Raw genomic sequence first — 19,575 nt, 5'->3', positions numbered from 1 at the left:
CGCCGCCGCCGTGCTCTTGCCTTGCTGCTGGTGCCAGGTATGGATCGGGAGCGCCTCTTTCGGGTCAGAGCGTGATGTCGCTGATGACGACGCTTTGGTCGCCGTCCTGGTAAGGCACGGCGCTGCTGTCCCTGGCCTTCGCCAGCGCGCCAGCCTGCTTGGCCAGGGGTGAGAATGACTTAACCAGCACGGTGGCCGGGCCCTTGTTGGCCATCGCGAGGGTGAGCTGCATGCCGTTGCATGACCTGCCTCGACAATTGAGGACCTTGTAGTGCCCGTAGCTGGAGCGGCTGCCCGCATAGTCCATCCGCTGGTCTGCGGTTTCGATCGAGTGCAATCCCATTGCCTCCGGGAAAAACAGGCCTACACGCCGGATCGAGGCATCCGCATCGATGCGAATGGTCGAGGTCCTTCCGGTGGCGGTTTGCTCCGTTCTCAGAACGGTCACGTTTGCCGGGCTCAGCGACGCGGATGCCACAGGCACGGCGAGATAGGTCTCACCGGACTCGGGGAAGACGGGTTTCATGGACGCCCTGGCTCCCATTGCACGGGCCACAGCGAGAGGCGGCGTCGCGGTTGACGAGACGAGATGGGCCTCGCCGCCGGCGCCCTGTACGTAGAGGATGTTCACCGCCTGCGGCTGCTCTGCGTCGTAGGCGGGGGCGTGCATCGAAAAGAAGGCGCTGCCGGCAACGACCAGCAACATCGCGGCGCCGCCGTAGCGCAGGGTCCTGGAGGGCGCGCCGGTCGGCATCAATGGCGCAAAGAACGAGGCGGCCAGGCCGATGAGCACGCCCATGCCGACAGCGCCGATTGCCTCATTGAATCCGAGCAGCATTTCGAAGAGGAATGCCGCGTTCAGCAAGGTCGCGAACGCCACAGATGCCGGCAGCAACAGAACAAGCGGCAAGGCCTTGCGCAATGGCGGGGCAGCCAGGAGCAGCAGTGCCGCGGCCGACAGTGCCATGGAGGGAAGGATGAACAGGTAACTGATGCCGGGCAGGAGCAGGGCCGTCACCACGCCAGCCAACAGCCACGCATAACCCACGCCGATCCAGCTTCCTTCGGGACTGCTCCAGCGCCTGAGTGCGCGTTGCGTGGCCAATGTCGCCAGCAGCACGCACGTCCATAACAGCAACCGGTTGGCCGCGGTGGCGCTGTGCCATGACGGATCGCCCCCATTTGCCATGGACAGGGCGGCCGTCAGCAAGTAGCCGACCAGGCCGCCCAGCACGGCGCAGGCGACGACCAGCAAGAACCCGGTCAGGATGCTGACCCCGGCAATGGGCTGCCGCTGTCCGCGGCGCCAGTGGCACAACGCGAAGATGCCAAGCAGTGCGACGGCCAGACCGGTGCCGGCGCTTGCCGGCCATCGAACCACGCCCACTCCCATGATGTCGGTGTACACCCGGCGGCCCATCGCCTCCGGTGCAGGAATGTCGCGATCCAGCAGCGAGACAAGCAGGCCGTAGACGTGATCGCCTTGTTGCTGAAGGCTACCGCGGTTCAGCGACTGCAGATTGTCGCGTGGCGTGTGGTAGTAGGCCATGTGATCGCCATAGGCGAAGTTGACGCCCTGCATGCCGTGCGATTTGAAGATCGTCAGGTCGGTGTCGTTGGGCAGCAGCGCATATGCTGTGTCGAGCAGGGAATGGGCCAGCGGCCGTGCGGAGCTGGCGGCGAAGGCGTCGACCAGCCAGCCGCTGGTGCTGCCGGTTTCGAACAACGCACTTTGTCCGGACGTGCCGCGTGCCTCGATGTTGATCGCCAATGCGAGACCGGCGGCGAGCGGGGACTGGGTGGCGAATGCGTGGGCACCCAGCAGTCCGGCTTCTTCGCCGTCCGTGAACAGGAAGCGAACGCTGTTCCTGCCTGCGGGACGTTGCGCAAGCATCCGCGCCGTCTCAAGCAGGATCGACACGCCCGCACCGTCGTCGCTTGCACCGGGGCCTGCATCGACCGAGTCGTAGTGCGCAGACAACAGCAACGTCTTGCCGTCTGCCGATCCCTCGCGCAGCGCGGTGATGTTCTCCACCTTGGCGCAGACGTAGACCCTAAGCTTGCGGCAGGACATGGCTTGTTGGACGTCCGGCTGATAGCCGTACGCGCGCAGTGTGGCGAGAATCCGCTGCCGTACTTTGTCGTTTTCTTCGCTGTCAACAGGATGTGGCAGCTGCTGCGGCAGGAGGTGCGTCAATACGTCGAAGGCCCGATCGGCGGAAAAACGGTCCGCGTCGGTTGCCGTGGCCGGATGAACCGGCTCAAGACGCCACTTCGTGAGCGCCGCAAAGATAATGAATAGGCTGACGGAAACAATGAATGAAATATTCGCTACTTTCCCAATCCATTTGGGGTCTGCCTGAACATTCGGTCGCGTCAAGGCCGTACTCCATGTAATTCAGCATAATGCAGCGTGCTGCAGGAATTGCAGTTCTCTGTGCGTCATCCTGGTTGCGTTGCAGCATGTCGCAAGTGAACTTGATCCTGGCGATGGTGCAGCGAAGGGATCGTTGCGACAGGCGCGAACTCTATGCATTTCCACGTTTTTTTTGGTAGACAATTCCAGCTCTGTTCGATTTCCAGATGGCGTTCCGTGTGGTTGCGCACTGTTTGCAAGTGGACAGGAAATCGCAGTCGAATGGTCACATTTTCCGTTTAGAACTGTCTTCGTAAATTTGTGCCGGATTGCGCGGCGTATCGCAGAATCTTCGTTGACAGTGCGAATCTCCCGAGAGTAGGATCGGTTCCTCGCTGAGGGGCTAGTGCCTGATTTTTCAGCAGTGCATATTCGACGCATTCGCGCTGCTGCCGCAATCGCGGCGGCTTACCAGCAGAGATCGCCGCTTAATCTGAGCGTTTCTGTCCCGACGTCAACGGCCATTGATAGGCGGTGAGAAGAATGGAAAGTGCACCTACGACGTTGTATTACTCCGCTCCGCTCACCCCAGGAGGTCGGGTGGACAACTGGCAATGCGACGCGGCCACGCGTCCGCCGGAGGTCATCTGCAACTTCCTGACAGTCGGGATCGAGCTAGGCGTAAACGATCTGCGAACCGCACCCGATCTGAGTCCGACGCTGGATGGCTGGGGATTCCAGAAATTCGACGCCCCCACTGCAGTGGACCAGAAGGATTTTCTCGAGTACGGAAATGCGTCGATCGAGTCTTACATCGAGGAAACCAAGGACCTGCTGAAGAACGTGCTTGGCGCGGACGATGTCGTGCATTTCGATACATGCATCCGCCAGAAAGATACGGAATCCGCCGTCAAGCTGGTCAACAATCCGTTCGTCGGGCCGTACCAGCGCGTGCACGTTGACCAGAATCCAACCAGTGCGCAGGCGCGGCTCGATCATCATGCCAGCCACGCGCGGCATGTCAGCCGGTTTCAGATCATCAACGTCTGGCGTGCGTTCGTCGAGCCGGTCAAGAACTTTCCACTCGCGTTGCTCGACTACCGCACGGTGGATCCGGTAGAGGATCTGGTGGTCACGCGCAGGATCCTTCCGGAATGGATGCATGAGCGCTGGGTGCAGGACCGTGAAGGATTTTCGCTCAAGCACAGCGACGCGCATCGCTGGTATCACTGGAGTGGGCTGAGGCCGGAAGAAGTCATCCTGTTCAAATGCCACGACAGCGCCAGTAATAGTCTGCTCACCTCGCATGGCAGTCTCTCGTCGGGAACCGACACCGGCTTGCGCGATGTCGCGGGGGTGTGTGCGCATACCGCCTTCTTCAATGCGCAGGGACCGGCCACGGGTCACCTACGCAGTTCGGCCGACCTGCGGTTTCTGGTGCTTTACAACTAGGGTCTCAGGTTGGCCATGTCGCTAGACGACCACCGCTTTCCATGTCCGAGTCACTGATCATGGTTTTCAAGGAGATTGGCAATGACGAACGAAGAAGAGCAGGTTGAATCGGTGGCAAAGCTGTACGCGAAAGCGACCGAAAACGATTGGCGCACGGTGCAGTCTGCTGCGCAGCACGCGCAAGCCGATCGCCCGGTGGCTGCAGGTGAAGAGCCGGTCGGCGGGCAGGCGTCTACCGAAGCGTCATCGTCGGCGAGTCCGATGACGACGGCCGAGACGGTCAAGCTGATGAATGTCGCCCGCTCGATTCTCGTGAACGAGAATGGCAGCGTCGGCTAGACATGGATGCGCTATCGGCGTCGTAGTGCCGCCCCGGCCTTCAGGGCGGTTTTTTTTGCAGGAGGAGTCGCAGGGTGTACTTCGTACACGAGAACCCGGTGCGCTCGTCCTTTCCGGATTTTCAGATGGCGCCAGGGAAAGGAGGCGTCCAGTTCATGCGGCACGACAGCGATCTGCTTGAGGCATCGCAGTCTGGCTCGATCCAGGCCTTGCACGCATTTCACGGTGCGCTTCTTCCCGGAACGATCGCTAACGCGCTCGATACCCCTTTTTATCGCGCGCATTGGTCAGGATGCTCGCTGCGGCATGTCGGCCTGGATGGCCTGGCAGAGTTGCCACCGGTCGAGAAGGATCACATCCGCGCGGCCGGCGATGCGGCGAGGAATCGCGCAGGCGTCATCTGCGACGATGTCTTCACCACGGGGACGACGGGAAATCCGCTGATCACGGTGCGCAGCGACCGTGAGCAGGCGTTCATCGCCAATTTCTTCGCGAGAGTGCTGCGCGACCGCCCACCGGGGCCACTGTTGCGCGGGCTGGAGTTCAAGAACCCGTATCACGGCCACCTGGTCCGGGTGCCCGGGGCTGCCCATTATCATCGTGTCAGCGTATTCGACGCGAGCAGTTTCGAGTACGGGCGGACCACTCTCCTGCGCAGCCACAACGACGCCAACGTGGATGCACGCTGCTCGGTGCTGATGGGGCTGGAGCGCTGCTTGCGCGCGTTTACCCTGGACACGTTGCGAACCTATCCGGATGGCTTCCCAGCCACGGCGCTTCGCCTGGTGGTTTCTTACTCGCAGTATCTGACGCAGGCCTGGCGCCGTAGGCTGCAGGAGACCTGGGGGGCGCCGGTCGTCGACCGGTTCGGCGTCAGTGAGGTGTTCGGCGGCGCCAGCCAGTGCCTGGCCTGTGGCTGGTACCACTTCGAGCCGTTCGTCATCGCAGAAGTGATTGGTGCCAAAAGCGGAAACCCCATTTCCACGGGACAGGGTCTGCTCGCCTTGACCGCGCTGTCTCCCTTCCAGCAGGCGCAGCCTCTGATCAGATACTTGACTGGAGACCTCGTCGAGGTGACGCACACCTCCTCGTGCCGTCCGGGCACGACGGCGATAAAGCCGCTGGGTCGCGCGCGATACGGCGTGCCGAAGCCTGGCGGTGATCGTTGGCTGGTCACTCCGGCGTCCGTGCTTGAGGCAGTGGACGAAGTGCCTGAGATCGAGCGTACGGCACGCTTCGCCGGCATCGAGCAGGTGCGCGATCCTCATGCGGTCGGTAACCCGAAATTCCGGACCCGCTGGTCGCAGCAAGGGGGCGTCGTCGCTGTCAAGGTGGAGGTGGCGCTTTGCGATGGCCTGTCCGAACGCCGCCGCTTCGATATCCTTGCCGAACTCCGGGACGAGGTCTTGCGTCGCAACAACGCGTTGGCGGATGCGCTTCAAGACAACGCTGCGACGCTCGACGTCGACGCCTGCGACGGTATCGAGGAGGGTGATCTGATTGCGCAGGCGCATTCGGGTGGGGTATGGAGCGCGGCATGATGCTGGTCGAGCCGTACGACGTCAGGGTGTGCGGTGCGGCGTGTCCGCAGCATTCCGGCAATGAGCGAAGAGGGTCCGATGCGAGAGGATGAAGGTGAGTCCTTGTGTCTGCGTGGAGTACGGACATGGCACGAACAGTGCGTCCAGGGAGTTTTCGGGGACGTGTTGGGCAGGCCGGTCGACCGGATAGATTTCGACAGCAGCTTCTTCACCCTGGGGGGGACTTCTACGCAAGCGGCGCAGTTGGCCAGTCGGATCGGGGAAGCGTTCGACATCGCCGTTCCTGTGCAAGCGGTTTTCGAGCAGTCGACCGTGCGGGACCTGGGGCAGTGGCTCGAAGAACGCACCAAGCGTCTACCGCAAGGTGCGCCATTGGCGCTGAGTCCAGAAGGTCGCAATCGCACGCTGGTATGTATTCATCCTTCCAGCGGATTCGGTCGACCTTACAGGGTGTTGCTGCCGCATATGGCAGCCGATATGTCGGTCTACGCCCTGGAGGCGCGCGGCCTGCGCGACGGGGAAGCCTTGCCCGCAACGCTTGATGAGATGTGCGCCGACTACATAGGGCAGATCCAGCGACTTCAGGCGCGTGGTCCTTATCACTTGCTCGGTTGGTCTTTCGGAGCGATCCCGGCCCATGCCATCGCGACCGCTATGCAGGCGCGTGGGCTGGAGGTGGACAGTCTTGTCCTGATCGACGGGTTTCCCTTCGATGGCGAACCGTGGATCGAACAAATGGTGTCAAGCCATCGTGCGCATTGGAGCCAGGAAATATTGAGCTTCCGGGAAGTGCGTGATGCCTGTCCCGAGCGGCAGGCCGCCATGCTGGATCGTCTCTGTGCGATCAAGAGAAACAACGTGCGCCTGCAGGCATATAAGAATCGCGCTGTCTTCATGGGAGACGCGCTTCTCGTCAATTGCGGGGCGCATCCGTTCTCGTGGAACGCGTATGTGTCCGGAACGCTGCAGGAAGTGAGTGTTCCGTTTGGACACAATGTGCTGATGATGGAGGAAGCTGCTGCGTTCTACGGCCCCAAGATCGCCGATTACCTAGGCCGATGCATACGGGGTGGCGCGCCGCGAGGCGCTTGATCCAGCGTTTTTCGCAACAAAGGCGCGTCGCGCGAGCGGCCTAACGCACGTTCCGGCGGTCGTGGTGCCGCCGGAATGCGCGATCCAGTCGGGATCTGTCAGGGCCGGGTCCGCACTACTGGGGCGACTGCAGCATCTTTCCAGCGGGGCGGACGACGTACTCCCCATCAGGATGGAACTTCACGGCCTTGAGGAAGCGGATTCCCTGATATGCCTCTCTACGATGGACAAGCTGCATGTTGTCGTAGAGCAGCACGTCTCCCTGCTTCCATGGGTGTGAGTAGATGTTTTCTGGCTTCAGAATCTTCTCGAGAAGATACGCGGTCTTCTTGTCGCTATCTGCGATGCTTTCACCGTCGGGTCCAATGAACTGGCGAGTGTTTTCGCTGATGTAGATGAACTCGTTTCCAGTGAACGGGTTGGTTTCAACCACCGGATGTGCCACGATGCTTGCGGCTTGCCGTGTCGACCAGAGTTTGCGTAGTTCTGACAGTTCGCTTGCGTCGATATCGAGATTGTCCACTGCGGTCGTCGCAAAACTTGTGGCGCCCTCGTTGTCGGTGGGAATCAGGCAATACAGCATGGCGATCGATGCGGGAGCTTCCCTGAATTCCTGGTCGGAGTGCCACACGTCGGTGGAGTCCGCTGCGAATCCGAGTGCAGAACCGTCGGGTTTCTTCAGGTTGGTAAGGTAGGCGATACTATCGGAAGGGCTGTTGAACGCCTTGGGAGGCGCTTCGATCTTGCCCGACCCAAGGCGTCGCGAAAAATGGATCAGATGGTGATCTTCGAGAACCTGATCGCGGAAGATGAGCAGGCCGTGCACCGCAAGCAACTTCCGTATCTCGACGATGTCCTGGTCGGACGCCGACTTTATGTTGTAGTGCTGCAGTTCCTTGCCGTAGCGCGCCTGTCCCGGCAACGAGTCGCCTTGATGGCCAAGCGCTTGGCGGCGCGAGATCTCTTCTACGGAGATATCAGAAAGCATTTGCAACCCTCCCTAGCTGGTGTTGGGATACTGCCTGTTGTTGATCGGTTCTCGCCTGCGTCGAGTCGAACGCTGTCCAACATGTGTTGGATCTGCATAGTGTCTTGGGAACGTCAGGAAAAAGCGCCTCCCCGGAAGCATCTCGATACTAGAGGATGGCGTCTGGGCAATCGTTAAATCGCTGCAGATGTCTACGATCGCATGCCCGGCAAGTTAATCGTGGCTAGAAGCTATCGCGATGGCGAGGCACGCCGTCAAGTGCTTCATGCCGCTGCCGTACGCGTCGCAAGTGAATGCCGCGACCATGTTTGCTGGTTCGCAGGAGCCAGTTCACTGTGCCGTTATCAGCAGTAGAGGTCGGTACGCTGGGTCGCAACGCAGAAGCGGTGTCGCATCGTGCGGGAGCAGCCTGAAGCGGACAAACGTCCTGCGATGATCGATGTTGAAGCTCAGCAGTTCGAAGTCGTTGCGGTAGGTATGAAGCAGGGTGTTCCTACCATTGACTTCGTGGGGGCGTATAGCCATCGCCATAGCTTCCTGGCAACCGAGCCTCGCTGGCGTGGTTCTTCTTTGCCAATGGGTAGTGTGGAGGACGCGTCCAAGAACAGTCCTGCACTAACAATCCTGCAGAAGTGGGTGCGAATCTTTGTTTCTCTTTCCCATTACGGGATGTGCCGGTGCCCGTCAACATCGGACTGCCCCTGCCGGCAGGGGCATGCGACCGAAGTGCCATTGGCGGGCGATCATAGTCTGCTTCCGGCACCTGGCATCAAAGAACGGCGGTCTCAGCAAGTCTTGAATGCCACTGTCGCGGCAACTCGAAAAATCCGCATGCGTTGGGCCGCGGCGTTTCGTTCTTGCGTTTATATAGAGGTGATGTCACACAGATCGGCTTCGTCATCACCTCGGTGCTGTGCCTTTGCCTGACAGGGCCAGCATCATCGCCTTCCGAGCAGCCAACAGCAGTGCTGACATCTCTGCTGGAAGTAGATAGGACAGTCGAGAAGCTTGATGACGAAAAAAGGTGTCTTCAGAACGTCAACTTCTCCGTTGCGGAGCCGGTACTGCATTCGAAGATTTTAGTGTAGCCCCTGAGGCGATCTGTGTGGTCGCATCAATGCTGGATCGCTGTTCACGTCACCTTCGACATATGGACGGCATTCGGTAAAGATGAGGGTTTGCTTCGACGATCAAAGCCTCGGCACGCCAGAGCGGCGCTCCAGGCGTGGCCCAGAATGACTAGCTCGGCGTCGTGATCGGACTGATCGATTTGACCCTGCATGACGTATCAAGCAGGATTGTTCAACTATCCGTGTTGAGCGTCATCATGATATGGATGATTCTTTCATGTTCAAGTTGAAAGGAGATGCGCTTATTGCCCGCTTCATAATATAGCCAATGCTGACTGTTGCTGTCATCTGCCGTACCTTGGCCATACTTGCTGAGCAGCACGTTCTCCGTATCGCCGATCGTGATGCCTCTTGCTGTTTTGACCGCGGATGTGTTGATGGTTATCTGCGCGATCAGATAGCTATCGATGTCGCGCCGCTCTTCTTGCCAGAATAGGTTGGCCGTGTAGATTTCAAATCCGTCATATTGATGTCGGTAGTACTTGTAACTGATATCTCCGGCAGGCACATCGCCCACGAAATCTTCGCTGATTTGAGTGCCTGCCTGTTTTTTGGCCTGGTCACTCCATTTTTCTCCCAGGAAAAAAGAACGGTTGTTGATTTTAACGCTAAAATCAGCTTCTGTTATTTTGGCGGGCGCTGCGAGAGTTGTTGCTGCAATGGCCATATTGGCCTGGGCGGCAGGAAGCAATAGGGCAAGCAGAAGTGATGCTATTCTGGGAGAGTTAATAATGTTGATAAATGTTTTATTTAAATTCATGAGGTGGCAAGAAGACTCGCAGTGGAAGGCGCTCTAACATTATCGGCTGTCGAGTCGTGCCAAGCAACGCGTAGCGGCGTCCATCGTGAAGGCGCTTGCCATGGGCTACCGTCTTCGCAGCTGCGTCACGCCAGCGGCAAACCCTGCTCAATGGCATAACGATTGGTGCATCGTAGTCGACACCCGTGTCTGGAATGCATCGCGGCGATTGGCAGCCTGCATCGACATCGCGTCACTGCCCAAGCCGCGTGCTGCTTGGAGAGCGAAGGACTGCACCTGGGTATGGTCGCGGCGCTGCGCAGCCCAGCAATGACGTGGAAGGCGAGCCGGTGACACGTGTCGCTCAACGCCGCCAAGGCGATTCGGGGCATGGGCCGTTGCCAGCTTTCCGCAGTGCATGGCGAATTGGTAACCGATGCGGATAAATGCACGCCGCCAGCGTAAGCGGGGCTTTGACAGCGTGGAGTGGCTCCGCTTCGCTTGGGCTGAATTGCGGCAGTTGCAGCGCAAGCCACACCGTCTCCGCCAAAACGGCGCCTGTTAGTCCGAGAGTACGACGTACTTCTTCCGAGCACAGTGACCTACGCTGCGCAGTACTCGCATGGTTATCGATGTGCTCCAAGAGCTCCGCAGCGCCAATCAGCTTCAGGGCCTGCTGGTGTGTGATCGACATGCGTGCCGTTGAGCGGAGGTGGCGACACGCCTGATGAACGCGGCAACGTATTTCGATACTGAGTTCGACTCGCGGGCCATGCTAGTGGGCTATACGAATCCGGAGAGTCGAAGGCATCGGATGAGTTCGCAGATCAGCGAGGCGGCATGTAGGCCGCTCCCAGAAGCTCCCCAGCCTTGCAAGGCAGGGGAGCAAGAACGCCTGGAACTCAGCTGCGCGCGTTGTCGCGCGCCTTGCCCACTTCGCTCTGCACCTTGCCGGCGTTCTTCTGCACCTTGCCTTCGACTTCCTTCATCTTGTTGCCGGTCACCTTGCCGGCGACCTCCTTGACGGTGCCCTTGATCTGGTTCTTGGCGCCTTCGGTACGATTCTTGTCCATCGTTGACTCCGCAGTAGGGATGCCCTCAAGTGGGCATCGCCAAACTGCGCGCCGGCCGGTGGCGCTCGAGTGAAAATCGGGCGGGCGCGCAGGCATCGTTTAGGCGGCGGAAGGGTTGCGCCCCATGCCTGCGCTATTCATCTAGCTTGTCATTGCGAACTCCCTGCGCTGGCGTGCTCCAGCGCCTTGTAATGGGGGCACGAGCACAGTGACGCGATCTTTCGTTTCCCGCTAGAAGCGAAGCCATCCGTCAGCATCGGCAGGCCGATCGATGGCCTGCGCCAGCGCTGTGCACTCAATACCAGCCGAGATACAGCGTGGTCACGCCCCAGGTGTCGATCAGGCCGTGCGCGAGGATCATTGCCCACAGGTTGCGCCTGGAACGCAGATAGGCGTACCCGAACAGCAGGCCGACCACGCCTGTCAGCAGGATGCCGGAAGCGCCCTGGGCGGCGTGCATCAAGCCGAACACCACGCCGCCGGCCAGCGCGGCAATCCAGCGGCCGCCGCGTATCCGCCCCAGCAGGGCATCGAGTTGATGCATGAGGAAGGCGCGGAACACCAGCTCTTCGCCGAGCGCTGCGCTCAGCCATGCCGCGCCGATCAGATGGGTCGTGGCCTGGACGTTGCCTTTCAGCGCGCCGTAGGCACTGTAGTCGGTCTTGTTTCCGGTGATGGTGTCGATCAGCGGTTGCAGCACCGGCGTGATGACGCCGACGGTCAGCAACACCAGTAGCGCGGTCCAGCCGATCACGGACACCAGGCGAGGGCGCGCCACGCCGCAGGCCATGCGCGAGCGCGTTTCGATCCATACCAGCGCGAGGCCGAGCAGGCCGACCACCGGCATTCGCCACGGGAACGACAGCCACGGGTAGGACGCCAAGGAGAGGACTGCGAAGCTCAGTGCGATGCGCAGCAGCGGGTGGCGCATGAAGGCCATGCTGGAAGCAGGGTGGAGAGTGCGTTGGGTCGAGTCGTGCATGCCGGATGCGGAAGCGAGTGAGCGCTCAGCGTAGCGAGCCGGCGTCATCGAATACCGTGCCAAAGGCCATGCAGGCCAGTTGCACCTGCATGACGACGTCACCGGCGTAGCGTGATGCAAGCTCGCATCTCATCGGTACCGGGACGTTGTCACGGCTGGCACTTGCGCAAGCACAGATAGAAGTGAGAGGCGGATCGTGCTTCTCCAGCAGTTCCGTAAGGGCCGCAGCAGGTGACCGTCGCGGTTTGCGATACGCCTTCAGATCAGAAGGATCGCCACCTACCGGGTCCGCAAGCAGCCGCCGCAACAGCGCAGTGGCGCTGTGAGGCGCTGCGGCCTCATCGAAGTGGTCGACGTCTCTATTGCATGCGTGAGGCAGGCACGGCGATCAGGCAAGGTATTCACGCGCTGCCAGCAATTCGCACGCGTGCAGAACGTCTCTACGCTTCACTTGCCTTGCGTCTACCGACGGCGAGCGTAAGCATGTGGTGTGCGCGCAGGTCGCAGCGTGAGGCCGGATGCGCTGCCGGGCCGAGCTTGCCTTACGCTTCTCGCCGCCAGCATCGCATCCTGGCGGCGAGAAGTGACACGGGAACGGCTCGCTCAGCGGCCTGCAATCACGCAGACGCTGACGTCTGGCACTCGAACACGCTCACACTGCGCGGCGGCGCCAGGAACTCGCTGGCGCCGGCCGGCATGCTGTCGACCTGCAGCGCGTCGTCGGTGGACAGCACCAGCTTCCAGTGCAGTTCCTCTTCCGACGAGGGCAGCACGAAGCTCACGCCCTCGTGGTAGGCATTGATGACGATCAGCAGGGTGTCGTCGTTGGCCAGCTCCTTGACGCCCGAGGTCTGGGCCTTGCCCTCCAGCAGCAGGCCGACCGAGCGCGCGCCGGCGTCGGTCCAGTGCGCCTCGTCCATTTCGGTGCCGCCGGGGTTGAGCCAGGTCAGGTCGCGCACGCCCGCATCTTCGTTGTACTGGCCGTTGAGGAAGCGGCCGCGGGTCAGGATGCGATAGCGCCGCCGCAACGCACTCACTGCCTTGACGAACTCTGTCAGGCGTCCTTCGGTCGGGTCGCGCTCCCAGTCGATCCAGGTGATCTCGTTGTCCTGGCAGTAGGTGTTGTTGTTGCCGCCCTGGGTCTGCGCGCGCTCGTCGCCGGCCAGCAGCATCGGCGTGCCCTGTGCCAGCAGCAGCGTCGCCAGCAGGTTCTTCATCTGCCGCTCGCGCAACTGCAGGATGTCGGCATCGTCGGTCTCGCCTTCGGCACCATAGTTGCAGGAGCTGTCATGGTCGGAGCCGTCGCGGTTGTCCTCGCCGTTGGCCGCGTTGTGCTTCTCGTTGTAGCTGACCAGGTCGTGCAGGGTGAAGCCGTCGTGCGCGGTGATGAAGTTCACCGAGGCCCAGGGCCGGCGCCCGCGGCGATCGAACAGATCGGCCGAGCCGGTGAAGCGGGTGGCGAATTCGGCGAGCTTGCCCTCGTCGCCTTTCCAGAAGGCGCGTGCGTTGTCGCGGAACTTGTCGTTCCATTCCGACCAGCCCGGCGGGAAGTGGCCGACCTGGTAGCCGCCCGGGCCGCAGTCCCAGGGCTCGGCGATGAGCTTGACCTGCGACAGCAGTGGGTCCTGGTTGCAGGCGTCGAGGAAACCGCCGCGCTGGTCGAAGCCGGTGGGTTCGCGGCCGAGGATGGTGGCCAGGTCGAAGCGGAAGCCGTCCACGTGCATCTCGCCGGCCCAGTAGCGCAGCGAGTCGTTGACGAACTGGATCACCCGCGAGTTGCTCAGGTTGAGCGTGTTGCCGGTGCCGGTGTCGTTGATGTAGTAGCGCTTGTCCTCGGCCAGCCGGTAGTAGCTGGCGTTGTCGATGCCACGGAAGGACAGGGTGGGGCCCAGTTCGCTGCCTTCGGCGGTGTGGTTGTAGACCACGTCGAGGATCACTTCCAGGCCCTGGCGGTGCAGTGCCTTGACCATGTCGCGGAACTCGTCGCGGTGGCCGCTGGCCAGGTAGCGCGACTTGATCGCGAAGAAGCCCAGCGTGTTGTAGCCCCAGTAGTTGCGCAGGTCCTTGTCGAGCAGGTGCTGATCGTCGAGGTAGGCGTGCACCGGCAGCAGTTCCACTGCGCTGACGCCCAGTTCCTTGATGTAGCGCAGCACCGGTTCCTGTGCCAGTCCCGCGCAGGTGCCGCGCAGCGCTTCCGGTACCTGCGGGTGGCGCATGGTGTAGCCGCGCACGTGGGTCTCGTAGACCAGGGTCTCGTTCCACGGCGTCAGCAGGCGCTCGTCGTCCTCCCAGTCGTAGGTATCTTCCACGACCACGCACTTGGGCATGAACGGCGCGCTGTCGCGCTCGTCGAAGCTGAGGTCGCCGTCCGCATGGCCGACGGTGTAGCCGTACAGTTCGTCGGCCCAGATCAGGTCGCCCTCGAGCTCGCGCGCGTACGGGTCGAGCAGCAGCTTGTTGGGGTTGAAGCGGTGGCCTTCGCTGGGCGCATAGGGGCCGTGCACGCGATAGCCGTAGCGTTGGCCGGGCTTCACGTCGGGCAGGTAGCCATGCCAGATTTCGTTGGTGTATTCGGGCAGGTCCAGGCGCGTCTCGGCGCCGGCATCGTCGAACAGGCACAGCTCCACGCGGGTGGCGTGCGCCGAGAACAAGGCGAAGTTGGTGCCCTGACCGTCGAACACGGCGCCGCGGGGGAAGGGACGCCCCTCGCGGATGCGCGAGGGAGTGGCATAGGCGGCGCTGGTGGGGTGGCGCATCGGGCAGGCTCTCGGCCGGAACGCCGGCAGTAGGGGAGGGAGAGCGGAAGCATGGCCGCGAAGGCCGTGCAGGACGCGTTACGGGGCGCCGAGGGTGGCGTGAGGACATGGGCGGCACGAGGTGCAGCCGATGCAGGAATGACCCAGCGACGCCATGGCGCAGCTGGGCAGGCAGACAGCGCGAGACCATCGCGGCCCGGTCCGGTATGGCCCCGGGCGCGACCTGGCCTGGCGCGCTTAGCGCGGCAGGTCGAACAGCAGGAACTCGCTGTCCTTGGCATCGGCGAACTGCAGGCTCGCCTCGTCGATCGCCTGGAGCGCGTCGCCGGCCTGCAGGGTCTGGCCGTTGACGCTCAGCGTGCCGCGCACCACCTGTACGTAGGCGCCGCGCCCGGCCGCCAGCGGGTAATCCAGGCGCGCATCGCCGTCGAGGATCGAGGCATAGATGCGCGCGTCCTGGTGGATGCGCACCGCGCCGTCCTCGCCCTGCGGAGCGGCGATCAGGCGCAGCTGGCCGCGCTTGCTGTCCGGCGCGAAGTGCTTTTCCTCGTAGCCCGGATCGATCCCGGCGCGCTCGGGCATCACCCAGATCTGCAGGAAGTGCACCGGTTCACTGGCGGAGTGGTTGAACTCGCTGTGGGTGACCCCGGAGCCGGCGCTCATGCGCTGCACGTCGCCGTAGCGCAGCACCGAGCCGTTGCCCATGCTGTCCTTGTGCTCCAGCGCGCCCTCGACCACGTAGGACAGGATCTCCATGTCGCGATGGGCGTGGGTGCCGAAGCCCTGACCCGGCTGCACGCGGTCTTCGTTGATCACCCGCAGCGGCCCGAAGCCCATGTGGCGCGGGTCGTGGTAGTGGCCGAAGGAGAAGGTGTGGCGCGAGGACAGCCAGCCGTGTTCGGCGCGGCCACGGGTGTTGGCGGGGCGGATCTGCAGCATGGGAGGCTCCTTGGTGGCGTTGATATGCAAGTGGATCGAAAGGGCTGAATTGGCTCGATTTGGCGTGCGCTTCGGCTTGGAAACAAGTATCCGCGCTGTCGCCGGGTTTGAAAAACGGATAGATTCGGCATCCATCATCGAAAAATTCGAATGCTCAAGCTCAGCCTCGACGCCCTGCAGATCCTCGACGCCATCGACCGCCGCGGCTCGTTCTCGGCCGCCGGCAAGGCCCTGCACAAGGTGCCGTCGACCATCTCCTACACGGTCGCCAAGCTCGAGGAGGACCTGGGCGTGCAACTGTTCGAGCGCCTGGGGCCGAAGGCGGTGCCGACCGCCGCGGGCGCCGAACTGCTGCGCGAAGGCCGCCACCTGCTGCGCGCGGCCGGCGATCTGGAATTGCGCGTGCGCCGCGTCGCCTCCGGCTGGGAGACCGAGTTCGCGCTGGGTCTGGATGCGGTGTTCGCGCCGGAATGCCTGGCGCAGGACATGGCGGCGTTCTACGCAGTCGCCGACCAGACCCGGCTGAGGGTGGTGCAGGAATCGCTGTCCGGCACCTGGGAGGCGCTGCTGGACCGGCGGGTGGATCTGCTGGTCGGTGCGGCCGGCGAAGGCCCCAGCGGCGGCGGTTACGTGGCCGAGCCCCTGGGCACGCTGCCGTTCGTGTTCGCGGTCGCGCCCGGGCACCCGCTGGCGCAGGCCCCGGAGCCGCTCAGCCGCAGCCAGTTGAGCGCGCATCGCGCGATCGCGGTGGCGGATTCGGCGCGGCGCCTGTTGCCGCGCACGGTCGGGCTGCTGTTCGGCCAGGACGCGCTGACCGTGCCGGACATGCGCAGCAAGTATCGGCTGCAGCTGGCCGGGCTCGGCTTCGGCTTCCTGCCCGAGCCCTACGCGCGTGCGGCGCTGGCGCGCGGCACGCTGGTGCGCAAGGCGGTGGAGGAGCCGAAGCCGGACGAGGTGTTCCAGCTGGCCTGGCGCAGCGGCGAGGAGGGCGCGGCGCTGGCCTGGTGGCGCGCGCGCATGCGCCAACCGGGCGTGTTCGCGGCGTGGCTGGCGCAGATGGCGGCGCGGCTGGACGAGGGCGTGTGAGCTTCGTCGGCCTGCACGCGGCGGCTCGGTAACGCGTTGAGACTGCGTTGCGTGCCGTGCTCCGGCGGTCCAGCCTGAGCGCGGTGTCTGCCTTGTCTCAATGCCGCGGGCGCTTTCTCTGCGTTCGGTGTCCGTCGCTCCGCAGGCGCCGCGCACTCGGGTTGGCGCCGGCCAAGGCGGCGCCTCGTAATCCCGCCAGCGCGGACGGCCAGCGCCTCTGGCCTCATGCGTGGCGCACGCTCCATCGCGGCGATGGATGGGTCTGTTCCGCCGGTGACGCCGTGGCGCCCGCGCACCTGGCGGATGCCGGGAGGATAATGCGCGGCATCCTCCTCTCTCCACCCGGCAAGCCATGCAGGAATTGATTGCGCGCTATGGTCTGGGGCTGGTCTTCGTCAACGTCCTGGCCCTGTCGCTGGGCCTGCCGGTGCCGGCGCTGCCAACGCTGATCCTGGTCGGTGCGACCTATGCGCTGCTCGACGGGTCGGCGATGTGGACTGCGCTGCTGGGCGCCTTGTCGGTGTCGATCGCGGCCAGCCTGCTTGGCGACCTGCTGTGGTTCGGCGCCGGCCGCCGCTACGGCAACCGCACGCTGCAGTCGCTGTGCCGGCTGTCGCTGTCGCGCGACACCTGCATGAAGCGTACCGAGCGCTTCTATGCGCGCTGGGGCGTGCGCGTGCTGGCGGTGGCCAAGTTCGTGCCCGGCCTGTCGATGGTGTCGGTGCCGATGGCCGGCGCGATGCGTGTGCGCGCCGGGGCCTTCCTGCGCTACGACGCGCTGGGCGCGGCGCTGTGGGCGGGCGGCGGCTTGTTGCTGGGCCTGTGCTTCGCCGACCAGGTGCAGGACCTGCTGGATTGGCTGAGCCTGCTCGGCAGGCGCGCGGCGCTGCTGCTGGTCGGCCTGCTGGCGCTGTACGTCGGCTATCGCGCCTGGCGCCGGCACACGCTGCACAAGGCGATGGAGACCCTGCGCATCGACGTCGACGAACTGCATGCGCTGCTGCAGGGCGAGACGCCGCCACTGCTGCTGGACATTCGCGCCCCGGGCTACCGCACGCTGGAGCCGTATGCCATTCCCGGCGCGCAGGAAGTGGACGATCGCCAGGTCGATGCGCTCGTCGCACGCTTGCCGCGCGATCGACGGATCGTCATCTACTGCGCCTGTCCCAACGAGGTGTCGGCCGCGGTGCTGGCCAAGCGCCTGCGCCAGCACGACTTCGAGGACGTGCTGCCGCTGCGCGGTGGCCTGGATGCGTGGCGTGCGGCGGGTCATCCGGTGATCGTGCTGGACGCTGCTGGGGCTGCAGTGGCGCCGCCGTCGAAGGGCACTACGATCGCGGCGTGAGTCGGCGTGCCGGGAATGTCATGCGTGCCGATGGCGTCTACGACGCACAGGTCGCGCGTGCGCCCTGGCTAATGCGAACGAGTGCGTTCTCTGCAGGCGCGCGCGGGCGGCTGGGCAGGGCCGGGCAAGCGATGCGGTCACGCGCTCGATCCTTTTGCCGGTGTCGCCTGCACCTCGCTGATGCGGCAACCCGCTGCAACGCGCGAGGTTCACATCGCTGCGTTCACGTGTCGTTCCTTGCCTTGCGATTGGATGCGCACATGATGCAGTCGACGGAACAGCCGGCGCGGTCGGCGTGTGTCGGTGGCGCTCCCGCAGCGTGGGGCGCCGAAGCGGATCCTCATCCTCATCTTCGTGCATGGAGACAGTCATGAACATCGATCTATCCGGTAAAACCGCCCTCGTCACCGGCTCGACCGCCGGCATCGGCTTCGGGATCGCCAAGGGCTTGGCCGCGGCGGGTGCCGAGGTCGCGCTGAACGGTCGCGACCAGGCCCGCACCGAGGCCGCGGTTGCTGCCCTCAAGCGCGACGTCGCCAATGCCCGCGTGCGTGCCGTGGTGGGCGACGTGGCCACTGCGGCCGGCTGCGACGCGATCGTCGCGGCGCTTCCTGCCGTCGATATCCTGGTCAACAACGCCGGCATTTTCGGGATGCAGGACTTCTTCGAGACGCCCGACGCGGAATGGGAGCGCTTCCTCGCCGTCAACGTGATGTCCGGCGTGCGTCTTTCCCGGGCGTATCTGCCGGGGATGGCCGACAAGGGCTGGGGGCGCGTGCTCTTCGTCTCGTCGGAGTCCGGACTCAACATCCCGGTCGAGATGATTCACTACGGGGTGACCAAGACCGCCGATCTCGCCCTGTCGCGTGGGCTGGCCAAGCGCATGGCCGGCACTGGCGTTACCGTGAATGCCATCCTGCCGGGGCCGACGCTGACCGAAGGCGTCGCCGCCATGTTGTCCGACCAGGTGCAACAGTCCGGCAAGCCGCTGGACGAGGTCGCCGCCGACTTCGTCAAGGCGCACCGCGCCAGCTCGATCATCCGCCGCGCCGCCACGGTGGAGGAGGTTGCCAATCTCTGCGTCTACGTCGCTTCGCCGCAGGCGTCTGCGACCACCGGTGCGGCGCTGCGCGTCGATGGCGGCGTGGTGGACACCATCGCCTGAGTCGGCCGGTGCCTCGGCGCTCGTGCGGGCGAGGCCGAGGCGACGCGGGTCCGCCTCGTAGCTCCGGTTGATCGTCTGTAATACGAATGTCTGTACGCGAAGCAGGTGCCGTGATCGGCGCATCGTCATGATGCGGATGCGCCCCTCGTCCTGGTGACATGTGTGCAATCGCCAACGCGCAGGCAAAAAAAACGACAAGCGCTGGCTTGTCGTTTTTGATCTGACTGGTGCGCCCGGAGAGATTCGAACTCCCGACCGCCTGGTTCGTAGCCAGGTACTCTATCCAACTGAGCTACGGGCGCGTTGTCAGGCGCGGGATTATTCACGACTTGCGGCGATTCGTCTACACCTGCGTGTCGTCGGCATGACGGTCGTGGGCGAGTGCGCCGCTGTGGGCTGCTTCGATGCGACCGGATCGCCGCGGCAGGGCAAAAAAAAACGACAAGCGGTGGCTTGTCGTTTTTCATCTGACTGGTGCGCCCGGAGAGATTCGAACTCCCGACCGCCTGGTTCGTAGCCAGGTACTCTATCCAACTGAGCTACGGGCGCGTCGTCAGGAGCGGAATTATGCGGGAGTCGATCTGGCCCGTCA

14 protein-coding genes and 2 tRNA genes are annotated in these 19,575 nt (G+C 63.4%); 7 read left to right on the top strand and 9 right to left on the bottom strand.

From position 1 onward, the window contains the following. Nucleotides 1-64: 64 nt before the first annotated feature. Complete coding sequence (locus tag QN245_RS11705) at nucleotides 65-2,380, bottom strand: M28 family peptidase (protein WP_317843243.1); 2,316 nt, start codon at nucleotides 2,378-2,380, stop codon at nucleotides 65-67. Between the two features lie 576 nt (nucleotides 2,381-2,956). Between QN245_RS11705 and QN245_RS11700 the strand changes: the two genes are divergently transcribed. The 4 genes from QN245_RS11700 (at nucleotide 2,957) to QN245_RS11685 (ending at nucleotide 6,780) form a co-directional block, all read left to right on the top strand. Continuing rightward, nucleotides 2,957-3,808, top strand: a complete 852-nt coding sequence (locus QN245_RS11700; RefSeq protein ID WP_317843242.1) for a CmcJ/NvfI family oxidoreductase — start codon at nucleotides 2,957-2,959, stop codon at nucleotides 3,806-3,808. A gap of 81 nt (nucleotides 3,809-3,889) precedes the next feature. Then, nucleotides 3,890-4,147, top strand: a complete 258-nt coding sequence (locus QN245_RS11695; RefSeq protein WP_160969572.1) for a hypothetical protein — start codon at nucleotides 3,890-3,892, stop codon at nucleotides 4,145-4,147. Between the two features lie 74 nt (nucleotides 4,148-4,221). Further along, nucleotides 4,222-5,688 (top strand): phenylacetate--CoA ligase family protein, encoded by a 1,467-nt coding sequence (locus tag QN245_RS11690; protein ID WP_317843241.1) that lies wholly within the window; start codon nucleotides 4,222-4,224, stop codon nucleotides 5,686-5,688. Nucleotides 5,689-5,748: 60 nt separating this feature from the next. Continuing rightward, nucleotides 5,749-6,780, top strand: a complete 1,032-nt coding sequence (locus QN245_RS11685) for an alpha/beta fold hydrolase (RefSeq protein WP_317843240.1) — start codon at nucleotides 5,749-5,751, stop codon at nucleotides 6,778-6,780. A 115-nt stretch (nucleotides 6,781-6,895) separates the two neighbouring features. Here the strand turns inward: QN245_RS11685 and QN245_RS11680 are convergent, their stop codons facing one another. The 6 genes from QN245_RS11680 to QN245_RS11655 form a co-directional block, all read right to left on the bottom strand. Then, nucleotides 6,896-7,768 carry a TauD/TfdA dioxygenase family protein gene (locus tag QN245_RS11680; RefSeq protein ID WP_317843239.1) on the bottom strand — a complete coding sequence of 291 codons (873 nt, stop codon included), beginning with the start codon at nucleotides 7,766-7,768 and terminating at the stop codon, nucleotides 6,896-6,898. Between the two features lie 1,302 nt (nucleotides 7,769-9,070). Next, a complete protein-coding gene (locus QN245_RS11675; RefSeq protein ID WP_260303064.1) occupies nucleotides 9,071-9,658 on the bottom strand; it encodes a hypothetical protein in 588 nt (195 codons plus the stop codon). A gap of 881 nt (nucleotides 9,659-10,539) precedes the next feature. Next, complete coding sequence (locus QN245_RS11670; protein ID WP_184448064.1) at nucleotides 10,540-10,710, bottom strand: CsbD family protein; 171 nt, start codon at nucleotides 10,708-10,710, stop codon at nucleotides 10,540-10,542. 295 nt (nucleotides 10,711-11,005) lie between these two features. Further along, entirely contained in the window at nucleotides 11,006-11,557 is a 552-nt protein-coding gene (locus tag QN245_RS11665; protein ID WP_317845358.1) for a CPBP family intramembrane glutamic endopeptidase, read from the bottom strand. Nucleotides 11,558-12,309: 752 nt separating this feature from the next. Next, a complete protein-coding gene (gene glgX / locus QN245_RS11660; RefSeq protein WP_317843238.1) occupies nucleotides 12,310-14,448 on the bottom strand; it encodes a glycogen debranching protein GlgX in 2,139 nt (712 codons plus the stop codon). A gap of 237 nt (nucleotides 14,449-14,685) precedes the next feature. Continuing rightward, nucleotides 14,686-15,387 carry a pirin family protein gene (locus QN245_RS11655; RefSeq protein ID WP_160969586.1) on the bottom strand — a complete coding sequence of 234 codons (702 nt, stop codon included), beginning with the start codon at nucleotides 15,385-15,387 and terminating at the stop codon, nucleotides 14,686-14,688. A 150-nt stretch (nucleotides 15,388-15,537) separates the two neighbouring features. On the opposite strand from QN245_RS11655, the gene QN245_RS11650 reads away from it, so the two are divergent. The 3 genes from QN245_RS11650 to QN245_RS11640 all read left to right on the top strand — a co-directional run bounded on the left by QN245_RS11650 (nucleotide 15,538) and on the right by QN245_RS11640 (nucleotide 18,983). Beyond that, a complete protein-coding gene (locus tag QN245_RS11650) occupies nucleotides 15,538-16,473 on the top strand; it encodes a LysR substrate-binding domain-containing protein (RefSeq protein ID WP_160969588.1) in 936 nt (311 codons plus the stop codon). 352 nt (nucleotides 16,474-16,825) lie between these two features. After that, nucleotides 16,826-17,818, top strand: a complete 993-nt coding sequence (locus QN245_RS11645) for a DedA family protein/thiosulfate sulfurtransferase GlpE (protein WP_184647228.1) — start codon at nucleotides 16,826-16,828, stop codon at nucleotides 17,816-17,818. 370 nt (nucleotides 17,819-18,188) lie between these two features. Beyond that, entirely contained in the window at nucleotides 18,189-18,983 is a 795-nt protein-coding gene (locus QN245_RS11640) for an SDR family NAD(P)-dependent oxidoreductase (RefSeq protein ID WP_317843237.1), read from the top strand. 225 nt (nucleotides 18,984-19,208) lie between these two features. On the opposite strand, the gene QN245_RS11635 is transcribed toward QN245_RS11640, so the two are convergent. Continuing rightward, a tRNA-Arg gene (locus tag QN245_RS11635) sits at nucleotides 19,209-19,285 on the bottom strand. A 170-nt stretch (nucleotides 19,286-19,455) separates the two neighbouring features. Continuing rightward, a tRNA-Arg gene (locus QN245_RS11630) sits at nucleotides 19,456-19,532 on the bottom strand. Nucleotides 19,533-19,575 lie beyond the last annotated feature (43 nt).

Origin of the sequence: Xanthomonas rydalmerensis (assembly GCF_033170385.1) — a bacterium.
Taxonomy (GTDB): domain Bacteria; phylum Pseudomonadota; class Gammaproteobacteria; order Xanthomonadales; family Xanthomonadaceae; genus Xanthomonas_A; species Xanthomonas_A rydalmerensis.
The sequence above is the reverse complement of the archived record's forward strand: the minus strand, read 5'-3'. Positions and strand labels throughout refer to the sequence as shown.